The 19,912-nt window shown below is 73.0% G+C and carries 17 protein-coding genes; 16 read left to right on the forward strand and 1 reads right to left on the reverse strand.

The window, feature by feature from the left end:
* Positions 1-175: 175 nt before the first annotated feature.
* Positions 176-715: a beta-class carbonic anhydrase gene (locus tag ACIPSC_RS01170; RefSeq protein WP_400822086.1), complete on the reverse strand. Its 540-nt coding sequence runs from the start codon at positions 713-715 to the stop codon at positions 176-178.
* A gap of 570 nt (positions 716-1,285) precedes the next feature.
* Between ACIPSC_RS01170 and rsmH the strand changes: the two genes are divergently transcribed.
* From rsmH to ACIPSC_RS01250, 16 genes are all read left to right on the forward strand, one after another.
* Complete coding sequence (gene rsmH, locus ACIPSC_RS01175; RefSeq protein WP_400822087.1) at positions 1,286-2,260, forward strand: 16S rRNA (cytosine(1402)-N(4))-methyltransferase RsmH; 975 nt, start codon at positions 1,286-1,288, stop codon at positions 2,258-2,260.
* A gap of 36 nt (positions 2,261-2,296) precedes the next feature.
* Positions 2,297-2,863 (forward strand): cell division protein FtsL, encoded by a 567-nt coding sequence (locus ACIPSC_RS01180; protein ID WP_400822089.1) that lies wholly within the window; start codon positions 2,297-2,299, stop codon positions 2,861-2,863.
* Positions 2,860-5,214, forward strand: coding sequence for a penicillin-binding transpeptidase domain-containing protein (locus ACIPSC_RS01185; protein ID WP_400822090.1), 2,355 nt, complete (start codon positions 2,860-2,862; stop codon positions 5,212-5,214). The genes ACIPSC_RS01180 and ACIPSC_RS01185 overlap by 4 nt, the downstream gene beginning before the upstream one ends.
* Positions 5,215-5,307: 93 nt before the next feature.
* Complete coding sequence (locus tag ACIPSC_RS01190) at positions 5,308-6,873, forward strand: UDP-N-acetylmuramoyl-L-alanyl-D-glutamate--2,6-diaminopimelate ligase (protein ID WP_400822091.1); 1,566 nt, start codon at positions 5,308-5,310, stop codon at positions 6,871-6,873.
* On the forward strand, positions 6,870-8,270 hold the full coding sequence (gene murF, locus ACIPSC_RS01195; protein WP_400822092.1) for a UDP-N-acetylmuramoyl-tripeptide--D-alanyl-D-alanine ligase: 1,401 nt from the start codon (positions 6,870-6,872) through the stop codon (positions 8,268-8,270). Before ACIPSC_RS01190 ends, murF begins: the two co-directional genes overlap by 4 nt.
* A complete protein-coding gene (gene mraY / locus ACIPSC_RS01200) occupies positions 8,271-9,332 on the forward strand; it encodes a phospho-N-acetylmuramoyl-pentapeptide-transferase (protein ID WP_400822094.1) in 1,062 nt (353 codons plus the stop codon).
* Positions 9,329-10,780, forward strand: a complete 1,452-nt coding sequence (gene murD, locus ACIPSC_RS01205; protein WP_400822095.1) for a UDP-N-acetylmuramoyl-L-alanine--D-glutamate ligase — start codon at positions 9,329-9,331, stop codon at positions 10,778-10,780. Before mraY ends, murD begins: the two co-directional genes overlap by 4 nt.
* Positions 10,781-10,890: 110 nt before the next feature.
* Positions 10,891-12,198 carry a putative lipid II flippase FtsW gene (gene ftsW / locus ACIPSC_RS01210; protein WP_400822476.1) on the forward strand — a complete coding sequence of 436 codons (1,308 nt, stop codon included), beginning with the start codon at positions 10,891-10,893 and terminating at the stop codon, positions 12,196-12,198.
* A 6-nt stretch (positions 12,199-12,204) separates the two neighbouring features.
* A complete protein-coding gene (murG, locus tag ACIPSC_RS01215) occupies positions 12,205-13,311 on the forward strand; it encodes an undecaprenyldiphospho-muramoylpentapeptide beta-N-acetylglucosaminyltransferase (protein WP_313763339.1) in 1,107 nt (368 codons plus the stop codon).
* Positions 13,304-14,110, forward strand: coding sequence for a cell division protein FtsQ/DivIB (locus ACIPSC_RS01220; RefSeq protein ID WP_400822096.1), 807 nt, complete (start codon positions 13,304-13,306; stop codon positions 14,108-14,110). The genes murG and ACIPSC_RS01220 overlap by 8 nt, the downstream gene beginning before the upstream one ends.
* 365 nt (positions 14,111-14,475) lie before the next feature.
* Positions 14,476-15,705 (forward strand): cell division protein FtsZ, encoded by a 1,230-nt coding sequence (ftsZ, locus tag ACIPSC_RS01225; RefSeq protein ID WP_400822097.1) that lies wholly within the window; start codon positions 14,476-14,478, stop codon positions 15,703-15,705.
* On the forward strand, positions 15,702-16,433 hold the full coding sequence (gene pgeF / locus ACIPSC_RS01230) for a peptidoglycan editing factor PgeF (protein WP_400822098.1): 732 nt from the start codon (positions 15,702-15,704) through the stop codon (positions 16,431-16,433). Before ftsZ ends, pgeF begins: the two co-directional genes overlap by 4 nt.
* A complete protein-coding gene (locus ACIPSC_RS01235; protein WP_400822099.1) occupies positions 16,433-17,245 on the forward strand; it encodes a YggS family pyridoxal phosphate-dependent enzyme in 813 nt (270 codons plus the stop codon). The genes pgeF and ACIPSC_RS01235 overlap by 1 nt, the downstream gene beginning before the upstream one ends.
* Positions 17,246-17,466: 221 nt before the next feature.
* Entirely contained in the window at positions 17,467-18,069 is a 603-nt protein-coding gene (locus tag ACIPSC_RS01240; protein WP_238740332.1) for a cell division protein SepF, read from the forward strand.
* 93 nt (positions 18,070-18,162) lie between these two features.
* Entirely contained in the window at positions 18,163-18,444 is a 282-nt protein-coding gene (locus tag ACIPSC_RS01245; RefSeq protein ID WP_238740330.1) for a YggT family protein, read from the forward strand.
* Between the two features lie 59 nt (positions 18,445-18,503).
* A complete protein-coding gene (locus ACIPSC_RS01250) occupies positions 18,504-19,838 on the forward strand; it encodes a DivIVA domain-containing protein (protein ID WP_400822102.1) in 1,335 nt (444 codons plus the stop codon).
* The last annotated feature ends 74 nt before the right edge of the window (positions 19,839-19,912 follow it).

A 19,912-nucleotide genomic window follows, 5' to 3' on the forward strand; every position in this document is an offset into this window, starting at 1 on the left:
CCTCTTGCCCGGAAGCACCGGGGATGCGGTCCGGGCGGGCGGGAGGCGGTGCGCGGTGGCTCCGCGGCATGGGGGAAGGGCGGTGGGGGAACGGCGGTCGCCCGCGTCCGGGCGGGGGAGCCCCGGCGGGGCCCGGACGGCGCTGGCCGGGCCGGGAGGGGTGGAGCCGGGTGGATCAGGAGATCTCGCGCAGCAGCCCGGTGTGGACGTCGAAGACGAAGCCGCGCACGTCGTCGGTGTGCAGCAGGAACGGCGAGGTGCGCACCCGCTGCATGGACTGGCGGACGTCGCCGTCGAGGTCGACGAAGGACTCGACCGCCCACTGCGGGCGCTGGCCGACCTCCAGCTCCAGCTCGCGCCGGAAGTCCTCGGTGAGGCCGAGCAGGCCGCAGCCGGTGTGGTGGATCAGCGCGATCGAGCGGGTGCCGAGGGCGCGCTGGCTGATGGTCAGGGAGCGGATGGTGTCGTCGGTGACGACGCCGCCGGCGTTGCGGATGACGTGCGCGTCACCCAGCTCCAGGCCGAGGGCGGCGAACAGGTCGAGTCGGGCGTCCATGCAGGCGACCACGGCGATCTGCTGGACGGGGCGGGCGTCCATGCCGCCGTCGCGGAAGGTCACCGCGTACTCGCGGTTGGCCGCCACGAAGCGGTCGATGATGGCGGGTGCGGTGTCGGCAGCGGCGGACGGCGTGGGCCGGTCGGGGGTCACTGTCATGGTGGAGACGTTAGTGCGATTCGCCGCCGCGTGGTGGGGCCGGGGGCTACAGACCGGGCGGCTGTGACCGAGTGCATATCCACAAAACGGCACCGTCACGGGCGTTCCGCCCCGATCCGCCCAGCCGGGTGCGGGCAGCCGGGGCGGCCGGGGGCGCGCACCCCCGCGCCCGGCCGCCGGGCCGGCCGGAGGCCGCCCGCCGGGGCCCCTGCGACCTGCGGTGATCCGTACCGCCGCCCGGGTGGTGCGCCGGAGCGGGCCATTGACTGGCGGGGGCCGCGCGATAGAGTTGCGGCGCAGTGGAGCACACCCGCCGGGGCCCGTCAACCGGGTCTTTCCGGCCGGTGCGGCGGCCGACGCGGCCCGTGGCCTCCACCCGCTCCGTGCCACCTGGCGCACCTTCCCCGGTGCCGGGCGGTCACGACCTTCCCCCTGAGCGGGCGGGGACCACGGGCCGCGTCCCGGCCCCGCGGGCTCCCCCCGTGCGCCGGTTGCGGCCCGCGGTGGGCCAAAATGGTCGGAGCTCCCGGACGTCGGGCTGCTCCGCACCGAGGAAGGGCGCCACCGCGCATGACCACCAACGATCCGGCCCCCAAGCACGTCCCGGTGATGCTGCAGCGGTGCATGGACGCGCTGGCCCCGGCGATCTCCCGGCCCGGCGCCGTGGTGGTGGACGCCACCCTCGGTCTCGGCGGGCACAGCGAGGCCCTGCTGACCCAGTTCCCGGACGTCCGGCTGATCGCGGTGGACCGCGACCCGGCGGCGCTGAAGCTCTCCGGCGAGCGGCTGGCCCGTTTCGGTGACCGCGCCACCCTGGTGCACGCCGTCTACGACGAGATCCCCGAGGTGCTGGAACGCCTGGGCGTCGACCGGATCGACGGCGTCCTGTTCGACCTCGGCGTCTCCTCGATGCAACTGGACGAGGCCGAGCGCGGCTTCGCGTACGCCCAGGACGCGCCGCTGGACATGCGGATGGACCAGACCCGCGGCATCAGCGCGGCCGAGGTGCTGAACACCTACAGCCACGGCGAGCTGGCCCGGATCCTCAAGTTCTACGGCGAGGAGCGGTTCGCCGGGAAGATCGCCTCGGTGATCGTGCGCGAGCGGGAGAAGGAACCGTTCACCAACAGCGCGCGTCTGGTCGAGTTGGTCCGCAACGCCATCCCGGCCGCCACCCGCCGCACCGGCGGCAACCCGGCCAAGCGCACGTTCCAGGCGCTGCGGATCGAGGTCAACGGTGAGCTGGAGGTGCTGGACCGGGCGATCCCGGGCGCACTGGACGTGCTGGCGCTGGGCGGGCGGATCGTCGTGATGTCCTACCAGTCGCTGGAGGACCGCCTGGTCAAGCAGTACTTCGCGGCCGGTGCGACCAGCACCGCCCCGCCCGGGCTGCCGTTCGTCCCGGAGGAGCACCAGCCCTGGCTGAAGCTGATCACCCGCGGTGCCGAGCAGGCCACCGAGGCGGAGATCGAGGAGAACCGGCGTGCCGCGCCCGTGCGGCTGCGGGTGGCGGAGAGGATCAGGAACCGGAGCACCCGGGGCTGACCAGGCCGGGGCGGTCGGAAGGGCGGAGGAGAGAGCGTGGTGGCCGGAGGCGGGGCGGGGAGTGCGGTACTCCCCGGGCAGGGCGGCAGGGCGCGGATCACGGTCCGCCCCGGGCGGCGGCCGGTACGGGGGCGGACGCCGTTCGCGGTGCTGGTGGTGGTCCTGCTGGCGGCGGGGCTGCTCGGCCTGCTCGCGCTGAACACCGCGCTCAACGAGGGCTCCTTCGAGCTCTCCCGGCTGCAGCGGCAGACCACCGTGCTCACCGACGAGCAGCAGGGCCTGCAGCACCAGATCGACCAGAACTCCGCGCCGGACGCGCTCGCCCGCCGGGCCGCCGAGCTGGGCATGGTCCCGGCCGGCGGGATGGCCTTCCTGGACGTCCCGAACGGCGGCAAGGTGCTGGGCTCGCCCGGCCCGGCGCAGGACAACCAGCCGGTGAAGCGTTCCACCGCCGAGCCGTGGCCGGGCAAGCCGCAGCCCTCGCCGAGCGACCGGCCGAGCGGCGCGGCGCCGAGCGCGCCGGCGTCCGGCGGCGACACCACGGTGCGGGTCAACCCGGCGCCGCCGGCCGCACCCGCCGCGGGCGGGGGTGCGGGCCGATGAGCGACTGGAAGCCCTCCGGCGGAGCGGGCGGCACCGGCCGGCCCCGGCCGACGGCCAAGGGCGCCGCGCCGCGGCAGACCCCTGGCCAGACCCCGCGCGGCCAGGTGCCGCGGGCCCAGGGCGGCCGCCCCCAGCCCGCCAAGGCCCAGCCGGCCAAGCCGCAGCCCGCCGCCCGGCCGAAGCAGCCGCCGAAGGCCCAGCCCGCGAAGGCCCAGCCGGCGAAGCCGCAGCCCGCGAAGGCCCAGCCCGCGAAGCCCAAGCCGCAGCCGGCGAGGTCGCAGCAGCCGCCCCCGCCCGCGCGGTCGCAGTCGCCCAAGTCCGCGCCCGCCAAGGCCGCGGCGCCCCGCGCCCGGGACCCGAAGGCCGGGGCCCCGCGGACCCCGCAGCAGCGCCGTCCCGACGCCCGCCCGGCCGCCCGCGGCCAGGGACCGGGCCGGCCGCGCCCGAAGTCCCGCCCGCCGCAGCCCCGGTCGATCAGGCTGGCCGACCCGCGCCGCCGGCTCCGGGTGGTCACGGTGGCGCTCTCCCTGGTGTTCTCGGTCTTCGCCGGCCGCCTGGTCCAGCTCCAGCTGGTGGACTCCGACGCGCTGGCCGCCGACGCCAACACCAACCGCTACCTGGACATCCCGATCACCGCCGAGCGCGGCTCGATAACGTCCGCCGACGGCGTGGCGCTGGCCACCACCGTCGACGCGTACGACATCACGGCGGACCCGGCCATGTTCACCCCGGAGGCCGCCGGCATCCCGGACGCCCCCGAGCAGGCGGCCACGCTGCTGGCGCCGATCCTCGGCCTGCCCAAGGAGAAGATCGCCGCCGACCTGCACACCCCCAAGACCCGCTACAAGCGCCTGGCCGCCCAGCAGACCCCGGACGTCAAGAACCAGATCAGCGATCTCAAGTCGACCCTGGAGAAGCAGGCCGGCTCGCGGTCCTGCGCGGCCCAGAAGCGGCTGCTGAACAAGCCCACCGAGGACGGCGGGCGGACCAGGCTCGACAACGAGTGCGTCAACCCGCTGGCCGGGGTCTTCAACCGCGACACCCAGAAGCGCGTCTACCCCTCGGACGGCCTGGCCGCCAACCTGGTCGGCTTCGTCAACGCCGAGGGCGAGGGCGCCGGCGGCCTGGAGCAGCAGTACCAGAAGCAGCTGGCCGGCAAGGAGGGCCACAGCAGCTACGCCCAGGCCGGCGGCCGGCTGGTGCCCACCGCCGGGGGCTCGCTCGACCCCTCCGTGCCCGGCACCGACCTGCGGCTGACCATCAACCGGGACGTCCAGTGGGCCGCCCAGCGCGCCATCACCGACCAGGTCGCCAACGCCGGGGCGGAGAAGGGCTACGTCATCGTCCAGGACGTGAAGAACGGTCAGGTCCTGGCGATGGCCACCTCGCCCGGGTTCAACCCGAACGACCTGAGCGCCGCCAAGTCCGCGCAGCTGGGCAATGCGGCGCTCCAGGACGTCTACGAGCCGGGCTCCACCGCCAAGCTGATGACCATGGCCGCCGTGCTGGACACCGGCAAGGCGTCCTGGGACACCAAGGTCACCGTGCCGTACCCGCTGGTCCGCGGCGACACGGCGTTCAAGGACGACGAGAAGCACGACACCTGGTACCTGACCCTGGCCGGGGTGCTCGCCAAGTCGTCCAACATCGGTACCATCGAGGCCGCCCAGACCCTGGGCGCCACCCAGCCCGAGGCCAACAAGGTGCTCTACGACTACCTGCGGAAGTTCGGCATCGGTCAGCAGACCGGCCTGGGCTTCCCCGGGGAGACGGCCGGCATCCTGGACAAGCCGGAGGACTGGAAGGCGTCGAAGCAGTACACCATCCCGTTCGGCCAGGGCCTGTCGGTCAACGCCCTCCAGGCGACCTCGGTGTACTCCGCCATCGCCAACGGCGGGGTGCGGGTCGCGCCCAGCGTCGTCCAGGGCACCACCGCGCCGGACGGCCGGTACACGCCGGCCCCGCCGGGCGCGGAGTCCCGGGTGGTCTCCGAGCAGACCGCCAGGACGCTCACCGAGATGCTGGAGTCCGTCGTCACCGACGAGCAGGGCACCGGCGGCCGGGCGGCCATCCCCGGCTACCGGGTGGCGGGCAAGACCGGTACTGCCAACCGGGTGGACCCGAAGACCGGCGGCTACCGCGGGTACACCGCCTCGTTCATCGGCTTCGCCCCGGCCGACCAGCCCCGGGTCACCGTCTCCTGCGTGATCCAGGACCCGGTCAACGGCCACTTCGGCGGCCAGCTCTGCGGGCCGGTGTTCAAGCAGGTGATGGAGTTCACCCTGAAGACCCTGCAGGTGCCGCCGAGCGGGAGCGAGGCGCCCAACCTGCCCGTCGAGTGGAAGCCGTGATCGACCATGGACAACGAGCGGGCCGGGCGGGACGACGCCACGGCGGCGGCCCGGTTTGGCAAGGGACGCCCTTCGGCGGATAGCCTTCCCGCCGTGCCGAAACCCGATCAAATCACCGTGAGCCCGCCCCGCCCCACCGGGGCCGCGGCCCAGCCGCTCGCCGAGCTGGCCCGACTGCTCGGCCTCGCGCCGGTCGAGGGGGGCCCGGTCACCGGCGTCACCCACGATTCCCGCGCGGTCCGCCCGGGCGACGTGTACGTGGCCTTCCCGGGCGCCAACCACCACGGCGCGGCCTTCGCGGCCCAGGCCGCGGCGGCCGGCGCGGTCGCGCTGCTCACCGACCCGGCCGGCGCCGAGCTGGCGGCCGGCACCGGCCTGCCGATGCTGGTCGTCGACCGGCCACGGGCCCGGATGGGCGAGCTGGCCGCCGCCGTCTACGGCCGGCCCTCCGAGCGGCTGCTGATGATCGGGCTGACCGGCACCAACGGCAAGACCACCACCTCCTACCTGGTCGAGGGCGGTCTGCGCGGCGCCGGCCGCAGCCCCGGGGTGATCGGCACCGTCGAGATGCGGGTCGGCGAGGAGCGGATCAAGAGCGAGCGGACCACCCCCGAGGCCACCGACCTGCACGCGATCCTCGCCGTGATGGGCGAGCGCGGCGCGGACGCGGTGACCATGGAGGTCTCCAGCCACGCGCTGGTCTTCGGCCGCACCGACGGCGTGGTCTACGACGTCGCGCTGTTCAACAACCTCACCCCCGAGCACCTCGACTTCCACCCGGACATGGAGGACTACTTCCAGGCGAAGGCCCGGCTCTTCCAGCCCGGCAAGTCCCGCCTGGGGGTGGCCAACCTGGACGACGCCTACGGGCGCCGGCTGGTCGCCGAGGCGAAGATCCCGGTCACCTCCTTCTCCGCCACCGGCGCGCCCGAGGCCGACTGGCGGGCGGTGGACGTCCAGCTCGGTCCGGTCGGCTCCACCTTCCGGGTGCTCGGCCCGGACGGCGCCGAGGCCGACGCCGCGGTCCCGCTGCCCGGCCCGTTCAACGTCGCCAACGCGCTGGCCGCGATCACCGTCCTGGTCACCGCCGGGCTGCCGCTGGAGCGGGCCGTGGCCGGGGTCGCCGCGGTGCCCGGGGTGCCCGGCCGCCTGGAGCGGGTGGACGCCGGACAGCCCTACGTCGCGGTGGTCGACTACGCCCACAAGCCGGACGCCCTGCAGGCCGTCCTCGGCTCCCTGCGCGAGGTGACCAAGGGCCGGCTGCACGTGGTGGTCGGCTGCGGCGGCGACCGCGACCCGCACAAGCGCGCCCCGATGGGCGCCATCGCCGCCCGGCTCGCCGACACGGCCCTGCTGACCAGCGACAACCCGCGCAGCGAGGACCCGCTGGCGATCCTCGCCACCATGCTGACCGGCGCCGCCTCGGTGCCCGAGGCCGAACGCGGCGCCGTCCTGGTCGTCCCCGACCGCGCCGAGGCGATCCACCTCGCGGTGGCCCGCGCCCGGGCCGGGGACACCGTGCTGGTGGCCGGCAAGGGCCATGAACTTGGCCAGTACGTCCGAGACGAGATCCGCCCCTTCGACGACCGGGAGGTGCTGCGCGAGGCCGTCGCGCGGACCACGGCCGCCCGGGGCACCGGAGTAGTGGAGCAGCCGTGATCGCACTGACCCTGGCCGAGGTGGCCGCAGCAGTCGGGGGCACCCTGGACGGCGCCGACCCCGCCACCCCGGTCACCGGCCCGGTCGAGGTCGACTCCCGCAAGGTGCGCCCCGGGGGCCTCTTCGCGGCCTTCGTCGGCGAGCACGTCGACGGCCACGACTACGCCGAGCGGGCCGTCGCGGCCGGCGCCGTCGCGGTCCTGGCCTCCCGCCCCGTCGGCGTGCCCGCCGTCCTGGTGGACAGCGTCGTGGACGCGCTCGGCAAGCTGGCCCGCGCCGTGGTCGCCCGCGCCGAGAGCACCGCAGTGGTCGCGCTGACCGGTTCGGCCGGCAAGACCAGCACCAAGGACCTGATCGCCCAGCTGCTCCAGCGCCACGGCGAGACCGTCTACCCGCCGGGCTCGCTCAACAACGAGATCGGCCACCCGATGACCGCGCTGCGGGTCGAGGAGGGCACCCGGCACCTGGTGATGGAGATGGGCGCCCGGCACAAGGGCGACATCGAGTACCTCACCTCGATCACCCCGCCCCGGATCGGCCTGGTGCTGAACGTCGGCACCGCGCACGTCGGCGAGTTCGGCTCCCAGGAGGCGATCGCCGAGGCCAAGGGCGAGCTGGTGGAGGCGCTGCCCGTCGAGGGCACGGCGATCCTCAACGCGGACGACCCGCTGGTGCGGGCGATGGCGGCCCGGACCAAGGCCAAGGTGGTGTACTTCGGCGAGTCCAAGGAGGCGGACGTCCGGGCACAGGATGTTCGCCTGGACTCCACCGGACGGCCATCGTTCACGTTGACCACCCCCACCGGTTCCGCAGCCGTGCAGCTGCGCCTGTACGGTGAGCACCACGTCTCGAACGCCCTCGCCGCCGCCGCGGTGGCGGTGGAGCTCGGGATGTCCGTCGACGACACCGCCGAAGCACTGAGCGAGGCGGGTGCGCTGTCCCGCTGGCGCATGGAGGTCGTCGACCGGGCCGATGGTGTCACCGTCGTCAACGACGCCTACAACGCGAACCCCGACTCGATGCGGGCCGCGCTGCGGGCGCTGGTCTCGATGGGGGGACGCGGCCCGGAGCGCCGCCGCACCTGGGCGGTGCTCGGCGAGATGCGGGAGCTCGGCGAGGAGAGCCTGGCCGAGCACGACGCCATCGGGCGGCTCGCGGTACGGCTGGACGTCACCAAGTTGGTGGCGGTCGGCGGGCGCGAGGCGGCCTGCATGGAACTGGGCGCGAGGAACGAAGGTTCGTGGGGTGAGGAGTCGGTGCTGGTGTCCGACGCGGACGCGGCGGTCGAGCTGCTGCGCAGTCAGCTGCGGCCGGGGGATGTGGTCCTGGTGAAGGCGTCCCGTTCGGTGGGGCTGGAGAAGGTGGCCGAGGCGCTGCTCGCGGACGGTGCTGCCTAAATGAAGCAGATCCTGTTCTCCGGCATGATCGGCCTGGTCCTTTCACTGCTGGGTACCCCGGCCCTGATCAAGCTGCTCGCCAAGCACGGCTACGGCCAGTACATCCGTGACGACGGCCCGAAGGCGCACCACAGCAAGAAGGGCACGCCCACCATGGGCGGCATCGCCTTCATCCTGGCGACGCTGATCGCCTACTTCGCCACCAAGGCGATAACGGGCGAGTCCCCGACCGTCTCGGGGCTGCTGGTGCTCTTCCTGACGGCCGGTCTGGGCCTGGTCGGCTTCCTGGACGACTACATCAAGGTGGTCAAGCGCCGCTCGCTGGGCCTGCGGGCCAAGGCGAAGCTGCTCGGCCAGTCCTTCGTCGGCCTCGCCTTCGCCGTCCTGGCGCTGCAGTTCAGCGACGACCGGGGGCTCGCCCCGGCCTCCCAGCACCTGTCCTTCGTCCGGGACTTCGGCTGGTCGATCGGCCCGGTGCTGTTCGTCATCTTCGCGTACTTCATGATCGCCGCGATGTCGAACGGCGTGAACCTGACGGACGGTCTGGACGGCCTCGCCACCGGTGCCTCGGTGATGGTCTTCGGCGCATACACCTTCATCGGCCTCTGGGAGTACACCCAGAGCTGCGCGTACGCGATCACCGCCACCGCCAACTGCTACGACGTCCGCGACCCGCTGGACCTCGCGGTCGTCGCCTCGGCCCTGATGGGCTCCTGCTTCGGCTTCCTGTGGTGGAACACCTCGCCCGCCAAGATCTTCATGGGTGACACCGGCTCGCTCGCCCTCGGCGGCGCCCTGGCCGGTCTGGCGATCTGCTCCCGCACCGAGCTGCTGGTCGCCGTGCTCGGCGGCCTCTTCGTGATCATCACCCTCTCGGTGATCATCCAGGTCGGCTCCTTCCGGATGACCGGGAAGCGCGTCTTCAAGATGGCGCCGCTGCAGCACCACTTCGAACTCAAGGGCTGGACCGAGGTCCTGATCGTGGTCCGGTTCTGGATCATCCAGGGCCTCTGCGTCGCCGTCGGCCTCGGCCTCTTCTACGCGGGATGGGTGACCGGATGACCAACCTCCAGCCGGCCGGGCCGGAGTGGACCGGCCTGCCGGTCACCGTCGCCGGCCTCGGCGTCTCGGGCATCAGTGCGGCCCGCGTGCTGCACGGCCTGGGCGCCCGGGTCACCGTCGTGGACGGCGGCTCCGGCGAGGGCCTGAAGGCCCGCGCGGCCGAGCTGGAGGCCCAGGGCGTCACCGTCCGCCTGGGCGACGGGGCGACCCTGCCCGAGGGCACCCGACTGGTCGTCACCTCGCCCGGGTGGCCGCCGAGCAGCCCGCTGTTCACCGCGGCCGACCGGGCCGGCGTCGAGGTCTGGGGCGACGTCGAGCTCGCCTGGCGGCTGCGCAGGCCGCTGCCGTCCACCGGCGAGCCGGCCCCCTGGCTGGCCGTCACCGGCACCAACGGCAAGACCACCACCGTCCAGATGCTCGCCTCGATCCTCACCGCCGCCGGCAAACGCACCGCCGCCGTCGGCAACGTCGGGGTCTCGGTGCTGGACGCCGTGCTCGCCGAGGAGCCGTACGACGTGCTCGCGGTCGAGCTCTCCAGCTACCAGCTGCACTGGGCGCCCTCGCTGCGCCCGTACTCGGCGGCCGTGCTCAACCTGGCGCCCGACCACCTGGACTGGCACGGTTCGATGGAGGCGTACGCCGCCGACAAGGGCCGGATCTACGAGGGCAACGTCGTCGCCTGCGTGTACAACCTGGCCGACCCGGCCACCGAGGCGCTGGTCCGCGAGGCCGACGTCGAGGAGGGCTGCCGGGCGATCGGTTTCGGCCTCGGCGCGCCCGCCCCGTCGAACTTCGGCGTGGTGGACGGCCTGCTGGTGGACCGGGCCTTCGTGCCGGACCGGACCAAGAGCGCCGCCGAGCTGGGCTCGGTGTCGGACGTCAACCCGCCGGCCCCGCACAACATCGCCAACGCGCTCGCCGCCGCGGCGCTGGCCCGCTCCTACGGCGTCGACGTCAAGGCCGTCCGCGAGGGCCTGCGGGCCTTCCGCCCGGACGCGCACCGGATCGCCGAGGTCGGCGTGGTCGGCGGCGTGACCTACGTCGACGACTCCAAGGCCACCAACACCCACGCGGCGGCCGCCTCGCTGGCCGCCTACCGGCCGATCGTCTGGGTCGCCGGCGGCCTGGCCAAGGGCGCCGCCTTCGACGACCTGGTCCAGGGCGCGGCCGAGCGGCTGCGCGCCGCCGTGCTGATCGGCGAGGACCGCGCGCTGATCCGCGAGGCCCTGGCGCGACACGCGCCGGATGTCCCGGTCATCGAGGCGGCCGAGGGCCAGACTGGCGCGGTGGCGATGGCCGAGGTGGTCCGGACGGCCGCATCGCTCGCCCGGTCGGGTGACACCGTGCTGCTGGCCCCGGCCTGCGCCTCGATGGACATGTTCACCAACTACGGCGAGCGCGGCGACCTCTTCGCGGCGGCGGTCCGGGAGCTGGCGGACACGCCATAGCGGGAACGGCGAGCAGGCCGCGGAGACGAGGGAGCGCAGGAGTGGTGGCGGGGCAGGGCGGGGTGGGCGGTTCCGGTGCGCCGGAAAAGGGCGCTGCCGATCCCTGGCGGGTGATCTCGGCCACCACGACCGCCTACAAGTCGGCCGGCCCGCTGGCCCGCCTGCAGGCCTTCCGGGCCCGTCTGCGGTACACCCTGGACCGGCCGCTCACGCCCTACCTGCTGATCATCGGCTCGACCCTGCTGCTGGTCGTGCTCGGCCTGATGATGGTCTTCTCGGCCTCGCAGATCCTGGCCCTGGGCCAGCACCGCTCGGCGCAGTACTACTTCCTGAAACAGCTGGTCGCGGTGGTGCTCGGCCTGGTGCTGCTGATCGGCTTCGCGGCCGTGCCGGTGGCGGTGCTGCGGGTGATCGTCTACCCGGTGATGTTCGGGGTGATCTTCGCGCTCGCGCTGGTCGCGATCCCCGGCGTCGGGGTCGAGGTCAACGGGAACCGGAACTGGCTGGATCTCGGCCTGATGCAGTTCCAGCCGTCCGAGTTCGCCAAACTCGCCCTCGTGCTCTGGGGCGCCGACCTGCTCGCCCGCAAACAGCGCAACGGCACCCTCGACCAGTGGAAGCACCTGCTGGTCCCGCTGGTGCCCGGCGCGCTGCTGCTGCTGGCGATGATCATGCTCGGCGGTGACATGGGCACCTCGATGATCCTGGTGGCCATGCTCTTCGGCCTGCTCTGGATGGTCGGTGCGCCGCTGCGGCTGTTCGTCGCCACCCTCGGCGTGGCCGTCGTGGTCTGCACCGCCCTGGTGGTCACCGTCCCGCACCGGGCGGAGCGGCTCTCCTGCATCGGCGTCACCAAGCTCGACCCGGCCGGCGCCTGCTTCCAGGCGCTGCACGGCGTCTACTCGTTCGGCCTCGGCGGCCTGTTCGGCTCCGGCCTCGGCGCCGGGGTCGAGAAGTGGGGCCAGCTCCCGGAGGCGCACACCGACTTCATCTTCGCCGCGACCGGCGAGGAACTCGGCCTGGTGGGGACGCTGTCGGTGATCGGTCTCTTCGCGGCACTAGGCTACGCGGGTATCCGTGTGGCCATCGGCACGAAGGACCCCTTCGTCAGGTACGCCGCGGGAGCCGCCACCACGTGGATCATGGCGCAGGCCGTGATCAACCTGGGGTCGGCGCTGGGACTGCTGCCCATCGCGGGCGTCCCGCTCCCGCTGTTCTCCTACGGCGGTTCCGCCATGCTGTCGGCCATGTCCGCGATCGGGGTGCTGCTCTGCCTGGCACGCAGCAGCTCGGGCGCGAAGGCGGCCCTGGCCGCCCGGAGCAAGAACTCCCGGATCAGGAGACGACTGGCCCGGGTGCTGCCACGACGACGAACCACAGCGCGCCCGGCCCCCGGGCCGGCACGCAGGGAGCGGTGAATTTCGGTGCATGTCGTACTCGCCGGCGGGGGGACCGCCGGTCACATCGAGCCGGCCATGGCCCTCGCGGACGCACTCCGCAGGCACGACCCGTCCGTCGGGATCACCGCCCTCGGTACCGAGCGCGGCCTGGAGACCCGGCTGGTGCCCGAGCGCGGCTACCAGCTGGAGCTCATCCCGGCGGTCCCGCTGCCCCGCAAGCCCACCCCCGAGCTGATCACCGTCCCGGGCCGGCTGCGCGGCACCGTCCGGGCCGCCCAGGAGATCATCGAGCGGGTCAACGCGGACGTCGTGGTCGGCTTCGGCGGCTACGTCGCGATGCCGGCCTACCTGGCCGCCAAGCGGGCCGGTGTGCCGATCGTGGTGCACGAGGCCAACGCCCGGCCCGGCCTGGCCAACAAGATCGGCGCCCGGTACAGCGACTTCGTCGCCGTCTCCACGCCGGACAGCAAGCTGCGCGACTCCCGGTACATCGGCATCCCGCTGCGCCGCACCATCGCCACGCTGGACCGCAACGCGGCCCGTCCGGAGGCCCGGCACTACTTCGGCCTCGACCAGCGGCTGCCCACCCTGCTGGTCTCCGGCGGCTCGCAGGGCGCCCGCCGGCTCAACGAGACGGTCACCGCGATCGCGCCGCGGCTGCAGCAGTACGGCGTGCAGATCCTGCACGCGGTCGGCCCGAAGAACGAGCTGCCGCAGGTGGACGACATCCCCGGGATGCCGCCGTACCGCCCGGTGCCGTACGTGGACCGGATGGACCTCGCCTACGCCGCGGCCGACCTGATGCTCTGCCGGGCCGGCGCCATGACGGTGGCCGAGCTCGCGGCGGTCGGCCTGCCCGCCGCGTTCGTCCCGCTGCCGATCGGCAACGGCGAGCAGCGGCTGAACGCCCAGCCGATGGTCAAGGCCGGCGGCGGCCTGCTGGTCGACGACGCCGAGCTCACCCCGGACTGGGTGCTGCAGAACGTGCTGCCGGTCCTGACCGACCCGCAGCGGCTCTGGGACATGAGCCGGGCCGCGGCCGAGTTCGGCCGCCGGGACGCCGACGAGCTGCTGGTCGGCATGGTCTACGAGGCGATCGACGCCGCCCGGGGCGGCCGCCGCCGTGGCTGACGGCCGGCTCGCCGACCCGCCCCCGGCCGCCGGCCGGGGGTACCCGCGGGACGAGGTGGAGTTCGGGGACGAGGAGTACGCTCCCCGGCTCCGGCTCTCCCGGCGGGGCGTCGCGGTGCTGGGCGCGCTCGGCGCTGCGGTGGTCGGCGTGCTGGCCTGGCTGGTGTTCTTCTCCCCGGCCCTGGACGTGCGCAGCGTCGCGGTCCAGGGCGTGGTGGACGACCGGCTGACGGCCGACCAGGTCCGCGCGGCCATCGGCGGGCCGGGGGGCGGCCCGCTGGCCCGGGTGGACCTCGACGACGTGAAGAAGCGGGTGGAGGCGATCCCGCGGGTGGCCGCCGCCGAGGTCTGGCGGGGGTGGCCGCACACCCTGCGGGTGAAGCTCACCCAGCGGACCGCGGTCGCCGCCGTGAAGGGCGAGGACGGCCGCTTCACCCAGGTCGACGCCGCCGGGGTGAGCTTCGCCACCGAGGCGGCGGCCCCCGCGGGCGTTCCGGTGGTCGAGCTCCGCTTGAGCCAGCAGGCCGCCGACGCGGAGCCGGTGCTCGGCCGGCCCCAACTGGTCCAGGCCGCGGTGGCGGTCGCCGCCGGACTTCCGGCCGAGATCCGGCAGCGGGCCGGGGCGGTGCTGGTGCACTCGTTCGACGACATCCAACTGCAGCTCAGCGGCGGTACCACGGTTCGCTGGGGGAGTGCGGAGCAAATCGATCGAAAAGCCCGGGTCCTGGTGGCACTGATGCATCAGAAGGGTACGAACTTCGATGTGAGTGCGCCCGAGGCGCCGGCGGTGTCCGGATGATCCGGTAGGTTCTGTGATTGAGGGAGGGGTTGACGGCTTTCGGCGTCGGCCCGAACCTTGGTGGTCACCCCGGTTTCATCGGCCGGCTGATGATCACATAGGCTCAAAAGAAAAAGGGAAGCTCGGCGTGTTCGTTGAAACACGTGCCAGCGTCCACCTAGTGTCCTGTGTCACCAGACTGTGTCCTCTGGTGATGTGACGGGGGCACAGGACTAACCCTAAACGTCAAGTTTAGGGTTGGGGTCGGTGGTCGGCATTTCGGACATTCAGTCAGAAACCAGGCTCCCTACCCATCGACATCCGTCGGAACGGCACCCCACCGGGCGTCGGGCCGACCCGGAAATTCGAGGCGAGAGGCCTTCGACGTGGCAGCACCGCAGAACTACCTCGCAGTCATCAAGGTCGTCGGTATCGGCGGCGGTGGTGTCAACGCCATCAACCGGATGATCGAGGTCGGTCTCAAGGGCGTCGAGTTCATCGCGATCAACACCGATGCGCAGGCCCTCCTGATGAGCGACGCCGACGTCAAGCTCGATGTGGGCCGTGAACTCACCCGGGGCCTCGGCGCCGGCGCCAACCCCGAGGTCGGCCGGAAGGCCGCCGAGGACCACCGCGAGGAGATCGAGGAGGTCCTCAAGGGGGCCGACATGGTCTTCGTCACCGCCGGCGAGGGCGGCGGCACCGGCACGGGCGGCGCGCCGGTGGTGGCCAACATCGCCCGCTCGCTCGGCGCGCTGACCATCGGTGTGGTCACCCGCCCCTTCACCTTCGAGGGCCGGCGTCGCGCGAACCAGGCCGAGGACGGCATCGCCAGCCTGCGCGAAGAGGTCGACACCCTCATCGTGATCCCCAACGACCGGCTGCTGTCCATCTCGGACCGCCAGGTCAGCGTGCTGGACGCGTTCCGCTCCGCCGACCAGGTGCTGCTCTCCGGCGTCCAGGGCATCACCGACCTGATCACCACCCCGGGTCTGATCAACCTCGACTTCGCCGACGTCAAGTCCGTCATGTCGGACGCCGGTTCGGCGCTCATGGGCATCGGCTCGGCCCGCGGCGAGGACCGCGCCAAGGCGGCCGCCGTGATGGCGATCTCCTCGCCGCTGCTGGAGGCCTCGATCGACGGCGCCCGCGGCGTGCTGCTCTCCATCTCCGGCGGCTCCGACCTCGGCCTGTTCGAGATCAACGAGTCCGCCCAGCTGGTCAGCGAGGCCGCGCACCCCGAGGCCAACATCATCTTCGGTGCGGTCATCGACGACGCGCTCGGCGACGAGGTCCGGGTCACCGTGATCGCGGCCGGGTTCGACGGCGGCCAGCCGCCCGCCATCGTCCGCGACCCGGTGGTCAAGGCCGGCCAGCAGGCCCCGGCCGCCACCACCCCGGCCGCCGCGCCGGAGCGCCCGGCGAGCCGCCCCTCGTACGGGGGCATCGGCTCGGTGACCACCCGCCAGGAGGCGGAGTCCCCGGCGCCGACGCGCCCGGCGGAGTCCCCGGCCACCGCGACCGCCGCCCCGGTGCCGCCGCAGGTACAGCCGGCCCGCCAGCCGTTCGTGGAGAGCCCGGCCGAGGAGCTCGACGTCCCGGACTTCCTTAAGTGATCGATCGCACGGACCGCAACGGTGCTCACTTCGCCTTCACCACCCGGTGGGGCGGGGTGAGCACTTCGCCGTACGGGGAGCTGAACCTCGGCGGTGCGGTGGGGGACGATCCGGCCGCCGTCCGGGAGAACCGGGCGATCGCGGCCCGCTCGCTGGGGCTGGACCCGGCGGACGTGGTCTGGATGAACCAGGTGCACGGCGCGGACGTCGCCGTGGTGACGGAGCGCCAGCCGGCGGGGGAGGCCCCGGTGGTGGACGCGGTGGTCACCGACCGGCCGCTGGCGCTGGCGGTGCTGACCGCCGACTGCACCCCGGTGCTGCTGGCCGACCCGGTGGCGGGCGTGGTGGGCGCGGCCCACGCGGGCCGGCCCGGGCTGGCGGCCGGCGTGGTCCCGGCGGTGGTCCGGGCGATGCTGGAGCTGGGTGCCGAGCCCGGGCGGATCACCGCCGCGGTCGGCCCCGCGGTCTGCGGCCGCTGCTACGAGGTCCCGGACGCGCTGCGAGCCGAGGTGGCCGCGGTGGTCCCGGCGGCGTACTCGGAGACGTCCTGGGGCACCCCGGCGCTGGACGTGCCGGCGGGAGCGGCGGCCCAGCTCGCCGCTGCGGGGGTCACCGATCCGGTGCGATCATCGGTCTGCACCCTCGAATCCGCCGATCACTACTCCTACCGCCGTGAGCAGCGCACGGGCCGGCTCGCGAGTTACGTCTGGTTGGGCTCTGAACTCTGATGACGAACGACATCTACGGACCGTTCCCGGGCAGCCGGGAATTCCTCGCCGGCCTGACGGAGGGGCAGCGGGCCCGGTACGAGGAACTCGGCACCAATCTGGAGGTCGTCGAGCAGCGGATCGCCGACGCCTGCGCCGCCGCGGGGCGGGCGCGCGACGAGGTGAAGCTCGTCGTGGTCACCAAGACCTATCCGGCCGAGGACACCGCGCTGCTGGCCGCGCTGGGCGTCACCGACGTCGCGGAGAACCGCGACCAGGACGCCGCGCCCAAGGCGGAGCAGTGCAGAAACCTTCCGCTGGACTGGCACTTCGTCGGCCAGCTGCAGACCAACAAGGTCCGCTCGGTGGTCCGGTACGCGAACCACGTGCACTCGGTCGACCGGCTGCGGCTGGTGGAGTCGCTCTCCGCGGCGGTGCTCAAGTCGGACCGCCCGGAGCTGGGCTGCCTGGTGCAGGTCGCGCTGGACAAGGACGTGCCGGCCGCCGGCGGCGGCGCGCAGGGTGGGGTCGAGCACCGTGCCGGGGTCGCCCCCGCCGACGTCGCGGCGCTGGCGGACGCGATCGCCGAGGCACCCGGGCTGCGGCTGGACGGGGTGATGACGGTCGCTCCGCTCGCCGGCCCGCTCGCCGGTGACCCGGCCCGCGCCTTCGCGGTGCTGGCGGAAATCGCAACCGCCGTACGGACGGCCCATCCGGCTGCCACCATGGTTTCCGCGGGAATGAGCGGGGACCTGGAGCAGGCCGTTGCCGCCGGGGCGACACACGTGCGCGTCGGAACGGCGGTACTCGGAGTGCGGTCACCCCTCAGGTAACGTCACCGGGTAGTAGATCAGACTGCAGGACAAAATAGGACAGAAACTAGCAGCTTTCCAGAGCGCTAGCCAACCGTGGATCGCAGCTCCGCGGCCCCCTCCCCACGACTTCTGACCGGCCGTCGGCCAGGCGGGTCGTCACGGGCGGAACCGCGGAATCCGCAGCGGGGCCGTGGGCCCGGCCGCCGGGACGGTCCACCACAAGCGGAGGAGACAGGAGCATGGCCGGCGCAATGCGCAAGATGGCGGTCTACCTCGGCCTCGTGGAGGACGAGACGTACGACGGCCAGGGGTACGACCCCGACGACGACTACGACGCGGACCCCGAGCCGATCCGCGCCGGGCGGACCGAGGACATCCCCCGGCCGGCCGCTCCGGCACCCGCTCCGGTCTCCTCGATCACGCCGCAGCCGGTGCCGGCCGCGGTCCCGATCCGGCAGGAGGCCCCGAGGATGGCCCCAGTGTCGTCCATCACACCCGAACGCCGCCACAACCTGGAGAAGAGCGCCCCGGTGATCATGCCCAAGGTAGTGAACGAACGAGAGCCCTACCGCATCACCACGCTGCACCCCCGGACCTACAACGAGGCCCGTACCATCGGGGAACAGTTCCGCGGCGGGACTCCGGTGATCATGAATCTGACCGAGATGGACGACACCGATGCCAAGCGCCTCGTAGACTTCGCCGCTGGACTCGTCTTCGGTCTGCACGGCAGTATCGAGCGCGTGACACAGAAGGTGTTCCTGCTGTCGCCTGCTAACGTCGATGTCACGGCGGAGGACAAGGCTCGGATCGCCGAGGGTGGGTTCTTCAACCAGAGCTGACCCGGCCACGACTTTACGTGTGGATCTGATCGACAGCGAGTTAGCGACAGGCGGCACGGCCCGAGGGCCGAGAACAGGGGAGAGGGAAGCGCGATGGGGATCGTGTGGGCGGTGCTCTATTACGCGCTGACCGTCTTCCTGGTGTTCCTGCTTGCGCGGCTGGTGATGGACTGGGTGTTCCAGTTCGCACGTTCGTGGCGGCCCGGCAAGGCCATGGTCCTGGTCCTGGAGGCCACGTACACTGTCACGGATCCGCCGCTCAAGCTTCTTCGGCGGTTCATCCCGCCGTTGCGTCTCGGGGGCGTGGCGCTCGACCTGTCCTTCTTCGTACTGATGATCATTGTGTATGTCCTGATCTCGCTTGTGCGGCCCTAGTCGTAGGTGAGCGATGCGACAGGATGCCGGTGTGCCGACGATCACGTTGAGGTGAAGAGATGCCATTGACCCCCGAGGACGTTCGGAACAAGCAGTTCACGACCGTCCGCCTGCGCGAAGGCTATGACGAGGACGAGGTCGATGCCTTCCTCGACGAGGTCGAGGCGGAGCTGACCCGCCTTCTCCGCGAGAACGAGGACCTGCGTGCCAAGCTGGCCGCTGCGACCCGTGCCGCCGCGCAGAACCAGGCCAACATGCGCAAGGAGCCGCCGCAGGAGGCGCGTCCCGGCGCTCCCGTGCCGGCCGCCATATCCGGCCCGCCGGTCCCCGGCCAGCAGGGCGGCCCCGGCGGCCCGCAGCCGATGGGTGGCCCGGGTGGTCCGCAGCAGATGGGCGGCCCGCAGCAGCAGATGGGCAACCAGCCCCTCGGCCTGCCGTCCGGCGCCCCGCAGCTCCCGGCCGGTCCGGGTGGTCCGCAGCAGATGGGCGGCCCGCAGCAGCAGATGAACCAGACCATGGGCGGCCAGCAGCAGCTGGTCCAGCCGATGGGCGGTCAGATGCTCCAGCCGATGGGCGGCCCCGGCGGCCCGCAGGGCATGGGCAACCCGATGGGCCAGGGCATGGGCCAGCAGCAGATGCAGCAGATGGGCGGCCCCATGGGCGGCCCGCAGCAGATGGGCGGCCCCATGGGCGGTCCGATGCAGCAGCAGGGTCCCGGCGGCGACAGCGCGGCCCGCGTGCTCGCGCTCGCCCAGCAGACCGCCGACCAGGCGATCTCGGAGGCCCGTTCCGAGGCCAACAAGATCGTCGGCGAGGCCCGCAGCCGCGCCGAGGGCCTGGAGCGGGACGCCCGCGCCAAGGCTGACGCGCTGGAGCGGGACGCGCAGGAGAAGCACCGCGTCGCGATGGGCTCGCTGGAGTCCGCGCGGGCCACGCTGGAGCGCAAGGTCGAGGACCTGCGGGCGTTCGAGCGTGAGTACCGCACGCGTCTGAAGTCGTACCTGGAGACCCAGCTGCGCCAGCTGGAGTCGCAGGCGGACGACTCGCTCGCCCCGCCGCGCATCCCGGCCACCGCCTCGCTGCCGCCGGCCGCGTCGTCGATGGCTCCGGCCGGTGCGTCCGCGATGAGCGGCGGTGCCCCGAGCTTCGGTGGCAACCAGCCGTCCTTCGGCGGGAACCAGCCCTCGTTCGGCGGGCAGAGCTCGTTCGGCGGGAGCTCGGGTGCCCCGAGCTTCGGCGGGCCGGCCTCCGGTGGCAACACCGGCGCCCCGCAGATGCAGCCGGCCGGGATGACCCAGCCGATGGCGGCCGTCCGGCCCCAGCCGCCGCAGCCGATGCAGCAGGCGCCGGCGCCGATGCGCGGTTTCCTGATCGACGAGGACGGCGACAACTAGTCGCAGTCGGCACTCCGGAGCGCCCCCGCTCCGACCTTCGGGTCGGGGCGGGGGCGCTTCGCCGTTCCCGGACA

Origin of the sequence: Kitasatospora sp. NPDC090091 (assembly GCF_044747365.1) — a bacterium.
Classification (GTDB): Bacteria; Actinomycetota; Actinomycetes; order Streptomycetales; family Streptomycetaceae; genus Kitasatospora.